Here is a 10,757-nt window from a genome sequence, read left to right as displayed (position 1 = left end):
GTTGTAGCACGAGATATTTCAGATGCTAATGCTGTTGAACCTGATCCAGCCGAAGCATCAACATAATCCTTAACCGATTTTACACTTGGGTATTTTATATCAGAAGTTCCATCTGTACTTACACTTGTACTTTTGTTTGCCAAAGCTTCTTTACTCGCTTCAGCTGTAGTAGCACGAGATACTTCTGATGCTAAATTTGTTGTCAAAGTAGCCTCAACTGTTGTAGCACGAGATATTTCAGATGCTAATGCTGTTGAACCTGATCCAGCCGAAGCATCAACATAATCCTTAACCGATTTTACACTTGGGTATTTTATATCAGAAGTTCCATCTGTACTTACACTTGTACTTTTGTTTGCCAAAGCTTCTTTACTCGCTTCAGCTGTAGTAGCACGAGATACTTCTGATGCTAAATTTGTTGTCAAAGTAGCCTCAACTGTAGTAGCACGAGATATTTCAGATGCTAATGCTGTTAAACCTGATGTAGTCGAAGCATCAACATAATCCTTAACCGATTTTACACTGGGGTATTTCGTGTCGGATGTTCCATCTGTGCTTACACTTGTACTTTTGTTTGCCAAAGCTTCTTTACTCGCTTCAGCTGTAGTGGCACGAGTTGTTTCAGTTGCTATAGTAGCAGTCAATGTCGCTTCAGCAGTAGTAGCACGAGATACTTCTGATACTAAATTTGTTGTCAAAGTCGTTTCAGCAGTTGTAGCACGAGATATTTCAGACGCTAAAGCAGTTGAACCTGATGTAGTCGAAGCATCAACATAATCCTTAACTGATTTTACACTTGGGTATTTTATATCAGAAGTTCCATCTGTACTTACACTTGTACTTTTGTTTGCCAAAGCTTCTTTACTCGCTTCAGCTGTAGTAGCACGAGTTGTTTCAGTTGCTAAATTTGTTGTCAATGTTGCTTCTGCAGTCGTAGCACGAGATACTTCTGATGCTAAATTTGTTGTCAAAGTCGTTTCAGCAGTTGTAGCACGAGATATTTCAGTTGCTAATGCCGTTGAACCTGATGTAGTCGAAGCATCAACATAATCCTTAACCGATTTTACACTTGGGTATTTTATATCAGAAGTTCCATCTGTACTTACACTTGTACTTTTGTTTGCCAAAGCTTCTTTACTGGCTTCTGCAGTCGTAGCACGAGTTGTTTCAGTTGCTATAGTCGCAGTCAATGTAGCTTCAGCAGTCGTAGCACGAGATACTTCTGATGCTAAATTTGTTGTTAAAGTAGCCTCAGCAGTCGTAGCACGAGATATTTCAGTTGCTAATGCCGTTGAACCTGATGTAGTCGAAGCATCAACATAATCCTTAACCGATTTTACACTTGGGTATTTCGTGTCGGATGTTCCATCTGTACTTACGCTTGTACTTTTGTTCGCCAAAGCTTCTTTGCTTGCTTCAGCTGTAGTAGCACGAGATACTTCAGTTGCTATAGTAGCAGTCAATGTAGCTTCAGCAGTAGTAGCACGAGATACTTCTGATGCTAAATTTGTTGTCAAAGTCGTTTCAGCAGTTGTAGCACGAGATATTTCAGATGCTAATGCCGTTGAACCTGATCCAGCCGAAGCGTCAACATAATCCTTAACCGATTTTACACTTGGGTATTTCGTGTCAGAAGTTCCGTCCGTACTTACACTTGTACTTTTGTTTGCCAAAGCTTCTTTGTTGGCTTCTTCAGTCGTAGCACGAAATACTTCTGATGCTAAATTTGTTGTCAAAGTAGCCTCAGCTGTAGTAGCACGAGATATTTCAGACGCTAAAGCAGTTGAACCTGATGTAGTCGAAGCATCAACATAATCTTTAACTGATTTTACACTTGGGTATTTTATATCAGAAGTTCCATCTGTACTTACACTTGTACTTTTGTTTGCCAAAGCTTCTTTACTCGCTTCAGCTGTAGTAGCACGAGTTGTTTCAGTTGCTATAGTCGCAGTCAATGTTGCTTCTGCAGTCGTAGCACGAGATACTTCTGATGCTAAATTTGTAGTCAAAGTCGTTTCAACAGTTGTAGCACGAGATATTTCAGTTGCTAATGCCGTTGAACCTGATGTAGTCGAAGCATCAACATAATCCTTAACCGATTTTACACTTGGGTATTTCGTGTCGGATGTTCCATCTGTACTTACACTTGTACTTTTGTTCGCCAAAGCTTCTTTACTCGCTTCAGCTGTAGTAGCACGAGATACTTCAGTTGCTAAATTAGCAGTCAATGTCGCTTCAACAGTCGTAGCACGAGATATTTCAGTTACTAATGCCGTTGAACCTGATGTAGTCGAAGCATCAACATAATCCTTAACCGATTTTACACTTGGATATTTCGTGTCGGATGTTCCATCTGTACTTACACTTGTACTTTTGTTTGCCAAAGCTTCTTTGCTTGCTTCTGCAGTCGTAGCACGAGTTGTTTCAGTTGCTATAGTAGCAGTCAATGTTGCTTCTGCAGTCGTAGCACGAGATACTTCTGATGCTAACGCAGTTGAACCTGATGTAGTCAAAGCGTCAACATAATCCTTAACCGATTTTACACTTGGGTATTTCGTATCGGATGTTCCATCTGTACTTACGCTTGTACTTTTGTTCGCCAAAGCTTCTTTGCTTGCTTCAGCTGTTATGGCACGAGTTGTTTCAGTTGCTATAGTCGCAGTCAATGTCGCTTCAACAGTCGTAGCACGAGATACTTCTGATGCTAAATTTGTTGTCAAAGTTGTTTCAGCAGTTGTAGCACGAGATATTTCAGTTACTAATGCCGTTAAACCTGATGTAGCCGAAGCATCAACATAATCCTTAACCGATTTTACACTTGGGTATTTTATATCAGAAGTTCCATCTGTACTTACACTTGTACTTTTGTTTGCCAAAGCTTCTTTACTGGCTTCTGCAGTCGTAGCACGAGATACTTCTGATGCTAACGCAGTTGAACCTGATGTAGTCGAAGCGTCAACATAATCCTTAACCGATTTTACACTTGGGTATTTCGTATCGGATGTTCCATCTGTACTTACGCTTGTACTTTTGTTCGCCAAAGCTTCTTTGCTTGCTTCAGCTGTTATGGCACGAGTTGTTTCAGTTGCTATAGTCGCAGTCAATGTCGCTTCAACAGTCGTAGCACGAGATACTTCTGATGCTAAATTTGTTGTCAAAGTTGTTTCAGCAGTTGTAGCACGAGATATTTCAGTTACTAATGCCGTTGAACCTAATGTAGCCGAAGCATCAACATAATCCTTAACCGATTTTACACTTGGGTATTTTATATCAGAAGTTCCATCTGTACTTACACTTGTACTTTTGTTTGCCAAAGCTTCTTTACTGGCTTCTGCAGTCGTAGCACGAGTTGTTTCAGTTGCTAAATTTGTTGTCAAAGTCGTTTCAGCAGTTGTAGCACGAGATATTTCAGATGCTAAAGCAGTTGAACCTGATGTAGTCGAAGCATCAACATAATCTTTAACTGATTTTACACTTGGGTATTTTATATCAGAAGTTCCATCTGTACTTACACTTGTACTTTTGTTTGCCAAAGCTTCTTTACTGGCTTCAGCTGTAGTAGCACGAGTTGTTTCAGTTGCTAAATTTGTTGTCAATGTTGCTTCTGCAGTCGTAGCACGAGATACTTCTGATGCTAAATTTGTTGTCAAAGTCGTTTCAGCAGTTGTAGCACGAGATATTTCAGATGCTAATGCCGTTGAACCTGATCCAGCCGAAGCGTCAACATAATCCTTAACCGATTTTACACTTGGGTATTTCGTGTCAGAAGTTCCGTCCGTACTTACACTTGTACTTTTGTTTGCCAAAGCTTCTTTGCTTGCTTCTGCTGTAATAGCACGAGATACTTCAGTTGCTATAGTAGCAGTCAATGTTGCTTCTGCAGTCGTAGCACGAGATATTTCAGACGCTAATGCAGTAGAACCTGATGTAGTCGAAGCGTCAACATAATCCTTAACCGATTTTACACTTGGGTATTTCGTGTCGGATGTTCCATCAGTACTTACACTTGTACTTTTGTTTGCCAAAGCTTCTTTGCTTGCTTCTGCAGTCGTAGCACGAGTTGTTTCAGTTGCTAAATTAGCAGTCAATGTCGCTTCAGCAGTCGTAGCACGAGATACTTCCGATGCTAATGCTGTTGAACTCGGTGTAGCCAATGCATCTACATAATCCTTAACTGATTTTACACTTGGATATTTCACATCTGATGCGCCATCAGTTATGATGTTCGTACTCTTATTAGATAAATTTTCCTTAAAACTAAATTCATTTACCGCAGCTATACTTAAGGGTTTATCTAAATCACTAGTATTATCAACTTTATCAATACCGAAATTTATTTTTGCACCCAAAAGCGAGGTCGCATTTGTCCCTCCATTAGTAATAGCCACTACACCAGTTACATTTGTTGCATTTGTAGCCGAATAGGCAAAAGGGACATAATTTAGTGGCTGATTACTAATTTCTGAAAAAGCAGAACAACTTCCATCGGTATTAATAGAAACTACCAAAGTTTTCTTTAAGCTATCCCAAATTACAGTATCAAAAGATAGAGCGTATCCTCCAGTTTGTAATCCTCCACCAATTATTAAGTTAACCATCCCAAATTGATCTGTTTTAATCTGGACAACTTCTTGATATTCCAATTTAGAATACTCATCAAAAAATTTAAATAACATGCAAACATTACTATTGGCAAGCGGTGCATTGACGTTATTTACCCCTGGTAATTGTTCCCCTTTAGCATTAAGAATTACAGCTTGATAGCTAATCCCTTTGGTTTGTCCAAAATTTTTTGCACCTAATAAAAGTATAAAAAGTATGATTAAATTTTTCATAATTATTTTTCGTTAATATTAAAGTGGATTCCTAATTGAACATGATTTGTTTCAAATGATAATTTCTCACCATTGACATTCGAATTATATAAACTTTTGCTATAATTATAACCAACACTTAAAGATCCAAAAGAGGGTATACTATATTTAGCGAGAAATCCTATGTGAGGAACAAGCACAAGTCCTGAAAATTCCTTATGCTTTACTAAATCGTGATAAACGCCATCGATTCCCTGTTTACCATAAATAATTGTTGACCCTTTTAATCCTATTTTTAGAAAAAAATTAATCTTTTTAATTGAGGATGGTAAAACTGAATAATTTAATTCGCTGTTTATACCTAAATATTTTGTATCCCAACGGTAAGAAATGTTAGAATAGTCACCTATAGCATTGTAGTCATCTAAAGAAAATCCAACTGCATAAGAGAATTTGTTGTGCAACGGATTAGAAATGCCTATTTCAAAAAAATTACCTACTCCACTTTGTAGATACGAATTTGATTGACCAGAAGAATCTTTAAAATCATATTTTGTAAAGTTTTTTCCTGTTTTGAAATAAATTTCTTGAGAAAAAACCTGATATGATACAAGAAAAACAATAAAAAAAAAGTAGTTTATTTTCATATTTTAATGATTTTGGTATAATAACTAAAGTTGGATGAACTAAGTCGAACTAAATACTCTGAGATTGGTAACGAAGACAAATCAATCGTTAAAATAGTATTATTGGGCTTTATATCTTTAAAAAAAACTAAACGACCGCTTATGTCGAAAATATTTACATTGACAACTTCAGCAATGGTTTTGGAAAATTGAAAATTAATAGTTTGTGTAAATGGATTTGGGAAAGTTGTAGTTTTCATCTCATCAATTAAATTTGATGAAATGTATTTACCCCAAATACTTTGTTGGAATCCCTGTATAACTACAAACTTATTATTAGACAAACCAATAAGACTTTGTTGTCCAATAGACTGTGTTACAACTGAACCATCAGATATTTTTTTTGTCATTCCTTGTGATGACAGCATTTGATGATGCAGAACTTGCCCATGAAATGTTACTGTAAAAAAAATAAGTAAATACCTCATATAAATTAATTTTACCGAATTTAATCATGTTTATTTACCGTTTATCGATATGACAAAAAAGAAAGCTAATCAGTAATAACTTTTCAATTATTAGTAACTAAAAAATAATTTCAGCTTATAGAAGTAGCTAAAAAATAACTAAAAGAAAAAGCAAGAGAAAAGCTAATTCCTATTTGTAAGATTTTATAGGTAATAAATAAATATTTTCCTCGTTTTATTAATCAAATAATCATACAAAAAGAATATATTTGATACCATGTTAAAGAAAATTAAAAAAATATATCTAAATAGTATTTTGTCAATAAAGGAAAAAGACGTTCTTTCACTTTAATACATTGAATTAAATGGTAATAAATTTACTCTGTTTTATTATTGGTATAATTGGTTTTGTGACTACTCTACTAATCTTTGTAAATTATAAATCCAATAGAATTATGAACTTATACATAATTCTATTGATATTTATAATTTCATTGCGTTTCTTCTTATCTAGTTTAACCTATTTCATTTTCGACCCATCACTTAAAAATACTTATTTTAAATATTCAAACCTATCATTAGTCGCTATACCCATTTGCTATCTGTATTTTAAAAATTTATCTGAAAATAGAAAGACAATTAATTCAAAGGAGCTACTGCATTTTATCTTTCCGGTGTCGTTTTTTATCTTTTCAATTAATCGTAATCATTTTGATTCTGAACAGATAGAAATTATTTTATGTGTGCTGTTTTTTGTTTTTGCTGTAACCTATATCATTTTATGCTTTCGATTCTTAAAGTCTAAAATTTGGACTAGAAAAGGCGAAGTCAAAGTAATTCAAAAGCAAAATAAATTAATTAAAAGCTGGACACTATTTTTATTTATTGCGCTTGCACTAACTATATCAAGACTTTTTATATCAATCTTCATGGAAATATATTTCGGTGAAAGTATAAAAGGACATAGCTATCAGTGGATATCTGCTATAATTTGGTTAACTATTTTATTTAAAATATTAATTTCTCCTGAAATTCTTTATGGCTATAATGTATTACACCAAAAGATCAATGAGAATAAAAACAACTGTTTGGTACTGAATGAAATTTGGAAAATGACTCCTGATATTGAATTAAATAATAGCCAACATTTAATTCTTAAAGAAAAAATAGGTCCAAACATTGTTGAGTATATCAAGGAAATTGAGAGAATCTCATTAAAATTTGAATTATTTAGAAATGCAAATTTGACAATAACCGATTTAGCTAACAGCTTACAAATCCCCAAAAGTCATATTTCATATTTATTTAAATACCATTCAACAATTTCTTTCTCGGAATATAAAAAAGTAATTCGTATACATGATGCCATCAAACAGATTGAGTTAAACTATTTAAAAAATAATACTTTAGATTCATTATCAAAAAAAGTTGGATTTACTTCATACAATCCGTTTTTTACAAGTTTCAAAGAAATTGCAGGTATATCTCCGTTAGAATATTACAAAATAAATAAAACAGAAATTGAGGAATAAAAAAAGGTTCAACTTATTAAGTTGAACCTTTTTTATGATGAAATAATTAAATCTTATTTCTTATAATACTTATTATATTTTGGATAGGAAATAGCTCCAAATAAAGTTATTGCTCCTAATGAATACCATATCCAATTCAATGAATGCGCTTCTCCACTTGCGTACGAATGCAATCCTACCAAGTGAAAATTCACACCATAATAGGTGAATAAAATAGATATAAAAGCAAACATACTCATCAAATTGAAAATCCATTTTCCACGTAAAGAAGGTACAAATCGAGCATGAATTACAAAAGCATAGACCATAATACTGATCAAGGCCCAAGTCTCTTTTGGATCCCATCCCCAATAACGTCCCCAACTCTCATTGGCCCATTGTCCGCCCAGGAAGTTTCCAATAGTTAACATTATCAAACCTATCGTTAATGCTAATTCATTGATATAAGTGATTTCCTGAATATTCAAATCCATTTTGGCTTTGTTTTTTTCATTGGTAAACAAAATCAGCAACAATGAAACTGCTCCTAAAATAAATCCTAATGCAAACGGGCCATAACTAGCTACAATTACTGCAACGTGAATCATCAACCAATACGAATTTAAAACTGGTTGCAGATTTGCAATCTCAGGATCAATCCAGTTTAGATTTGCAGCCCAAAGAATCATTGCGGTTACAAAAGCTGATGAAGCCACAGTAAGTTTTGATTTTCTGTCGAAAGCCAAACCAAAAAACATGGTAGCCCAAGCAATATATATAATCGATTCATAGGCATTACTCCAAGGTGCGTGACCGGAAATATACCAACGGGCAATTAAGCCTACAGTATGCAATGCAAATAATAATCCTATAATAATATGCATTGTATTTACTGTTATAGCTAATACTTTGCGCTCTTTGAAGATTTGCAAAATCGTAAAAAACAACATCAAAATCGCCGCTAAAACATACCAATAGAAAAGTTTATTGAAAACATCATATTTATTATACAGTACTTCTGATGTAATTCTTTCTTCACTTGGTCTCACTTTACTGCCAAAACGTTTTTGGAAACCATTCATACTTTCCAGTAATTCATCAGCAGTTTTATAATCATTAGAAACAGAAGCATTAGCTAACGAACCAAAATACAAGGGCAGTACGTTTTTAGTATACGTAGCTTCCATTCCTTTCAATCCCGATTCGTTCAATTCTAAGTAAGAAATCCATTTATTATTTTTATTCTCCGGAATAGGGAAAATTTTCAATATTCGTCCGCTTAACGCAGATTCCATCAAGTTTACTCTTTTATCTGTTTCGATAAAATCCTTTTCAAATTGATTGGGGTTAGCCGATTTAAATGATTCTTCTAAATATTTAGAAAGTTTATAATTCCCTTTAGCATCAAAGAAAGCTACAAAAGGTGCAAATTTAGCTTTCTTATCAACACCGATTATTTTTCTTAAACTGTCGTTACCTCTTCTTAAATAGATAATTGGAATTTCTATCCAATAACTGGCATATTGAGTCATCGATAAGAAAACTTGGTCTGAATTCATATCATTATAAGAATCGCTTTGACTTACTTTTCGCAACAATTCAGAAGAAAACGTATTGATAGGTTTCATTCTACCACCACCGTCTTGAATTACAAGTCTACCAAATTTTGCAGCATGTACTTCTGGAACTTTATATTTAGTAATCAAAGCATTCAGTTCGTCTTGACTCAATACTTTTTTAGTGTGATTGGCATGTGTTGCAGGTGCAGCCTCAGCTTCGGTATGAGCGTGACCTTCATGATCTGCGTGATTGTGTTCTTGTTCTTGCGCATAACTATTGAAACTGAACAACAAAATCAGAATCGTCAAGAGTTTAGATTTCTTCATTTTTACAACTTCTAATTTGCGTTTAATATCCGCAAAACGAGAATATTTAGTAAACATAATCGCCATCATTGCAAAATACAGCATAAAATAACCGCTGTAAGTAATTGCAGTTCCCCAGAAATCGTGGTTTACAGATAGAATAGTTCCTTTTTCATCAGGATCGAAACCCGATTGAAAAAAGCGGTATCCATCATAATCCAAAACGTTATTCATAAATATTCTGGCATCAAATGATTCTTTGTCTTGAACAGTAACTATACTCTCAAATGAAGAATAACTTTTCTCTGTTCCTGGGTATTTCTGCGCAATAAAATCATTCAATTTTATCTTGAATGGCAAAACGTAGGCTTTACTTCCGTAGAAAAAAGTATAATCGATTTTTCCTATTTTCACTGTTTTTGAATCTCCTAATTTACCTTTGGAACCTAGAACAGTAACTGTTTTTTCTTGACCTTCGGCAGAGATTTTTACAGTTAATGCATCTTCATGATTCTTTGCTTTAAAATCATTTTCCGATTCATAATCAACAACACCTTTTACCGCAGGATCAGGAAATACAAATCGCATTTCGCCAATAGAATACAGCGAACGCATCATCAATGGTTGTGCACTATCCTTAATGACTTTACCCTGCAATTTATCAGCCATTCTCATGAAGTTCCCTTCAAAAGGCGTTTGAATCGTATAGGCGCTTCCTGTTGTATTGATATTTATGGCTCCATCAGTAAATTTATTTAGAGCAAATAATACATTATGAATATTTTGAACTTCACCGTCTTTCAAAAAATGCTCGTGACGACCTCCGTCTCCAGCTTCTACAATTTTTAAAAATACAGTTCCATTAGGATTTGGTTTAATGTATTCTTTGGCACCCATGATGAAGTTTTCATATTCTACTTCAAATGGTGTATCTGCAAATTTACCTGAAATACTGAAATCATTGTTAGTCGCAGGAGAAAGCAATACTTGCTTTTCAAAAACCCTGCGTTTCATTTCTCCTTTATATTCCCCGTCTGCAAAAACAGTCAGGAACGTTTTATCTGAAAAAACTTGATTTTCAGCAGCGCCTTCGCGAATAGGCATCATCCCTTCATAACTGATGTAACGGGTAACAAATGCACCGGCAATAATGAAGATAAATGACAAATGCAGTAATAAAGTAGCCCATTTTTCTTTTTTTAATAACTGATAACGCTTGATATTTCCAATGAAATTAATCATGAAAAATACATGTATGGCCTCAAACCACCATGAGTTATAAATTAAAATTTTTGCTGTGTCGGTATTGTATTTGCTTTCGATAAAAGTTCCAGTAGCCATGGAAACCGCATATACAATAAATAAAAAAGCCATTAATCGAGTAGAAAACAAAAAAGAAAATATTTTTTTATCCATTTTTAAGGGATTATGTTTTTATAAAAGTGCCACAAAAGTACTTAAAAATGTTGACTTC

At 34.3% G+C, this 10,757-nt stretch carries 5 protein-coding genes; 1 reads left to right on the top strand and 4 read right to left on the bottom strand.

Features of this window, described 5'->3' with window-relative positions; translation table 11 throughout:
- The 3 genes from QLS65_RS07840 to QLS65_RS07830 all read right to left on the bottom strand — a co-directional run.
- Window positions 1-4,835: hypothetical protein (locus tag QLS65_RS07840; protein ID WP_282716468.1), on the bottom strand; the 4,835-nt coding region annotated here is incomplete at its 3' end.
- A gap of 2 nt (window positions 4,836-4,837) precedes the next feature.
- Window positions 4,838-5,461 (bottom strand): hypothetical protein, encoded by a 624-nt coding sequence (locus tag QLS65_RS07835; RefSeq protein WP_282712676.1) that lies wholly within the window; start codon window positions 5,459-5,461, stop codon window positions 4,838-4,840.
- Window positions 5,458-5,928: a T9SS type A sorting domain-containing protein gene (locus QLS65_RS07830; protein ID WP_282716466.1), complete on the bottom strand. Its 471-nt coding sequence runs from the start codon at window positions 5,926-5,928 to the stop codon at window positions 5,458-5,460. Before QLS65_RS07830 ends, QLS65_RS07835 begins: the two co-directional genes overlap by 4 nt.
- Window positions 5,929-6,362: 434 nt before the next feature.
- Here QLS65_RS07830 and QLS65_RS07825 point away from each other — a divergent pair, with 434 nt between their 5' ends.
- Window positions 6,363-7,439, top strand: coding sequence for a helix-turn-helix domain-containing protein (locus QLS65_RS07825; protein ID WP_282716464.1), 1,077 nt, complete (start codon window positions 6,363-6,365; stop codon window positions 7,437-7,439).
- 53 nt (window positions 7,440-7,492) lie between these two features.
- Here QLS65_RS07825 and QLS65_RS07820 read toward each other — a convergent pair whose 3' ends face one another.
- On the bottom strand, window positions 7,493-10,699 hold the full coding sequence (locus QLS65_RS07820; protein WP_282716462.1) for a cytochrome c biogenesis protein CcsA: 3,207 nt from the start codon (window positions 10,697-10,699) through the stop codon (window positions 7,493-7,495).
- Window positions 10,700-10,757 lie beyond the last annotated feature (58 nt).

The organism is Flavobacterium algoritolerans (genome assembly GCF_030010385.1).
Taxonomy (GTDB): Bacteria; Bacteroidota; Bacteroidia; order Flavobacteriales; family Flavobacteriaceae; genus Flavobacterium; species Flavobacterium algoritolerans.
Note: the sequence above shows the minus strand (reverse complement) of the source record. Positions and strands in the feature narration are given on the sequence as shown.

Coding starts and splice junctions, on each gene's coding strand:
- QLS65_RS07830 (WP_282716466.1), bottom strand. CDS start 5,928: ATGAGGTATTTACTTATTTTTTTTACAGTAACATTTCATGGGCAAGTT.
- QLS65_RS07825 (WP_282716464.1), top strand. CDS start 6,363: ATGAACTTATACATAATTCTATTGATATTTATAATTTCATTGCGTTTC.
- QLS65_RS07820 (WP_282716462.1), bottom strand. CDS start 10,699: ATGGATAAAAAAATATTTTCTTTTTTGTTTTCTACTCGATTAATGGCT.
- QLS65_RS07835 (WP_282712676.1), bottom strand. CDS start 5,461: ATGAAAATAAACTACTTTTTTTTTATTGTTTTTCTTGTATCATATCAG.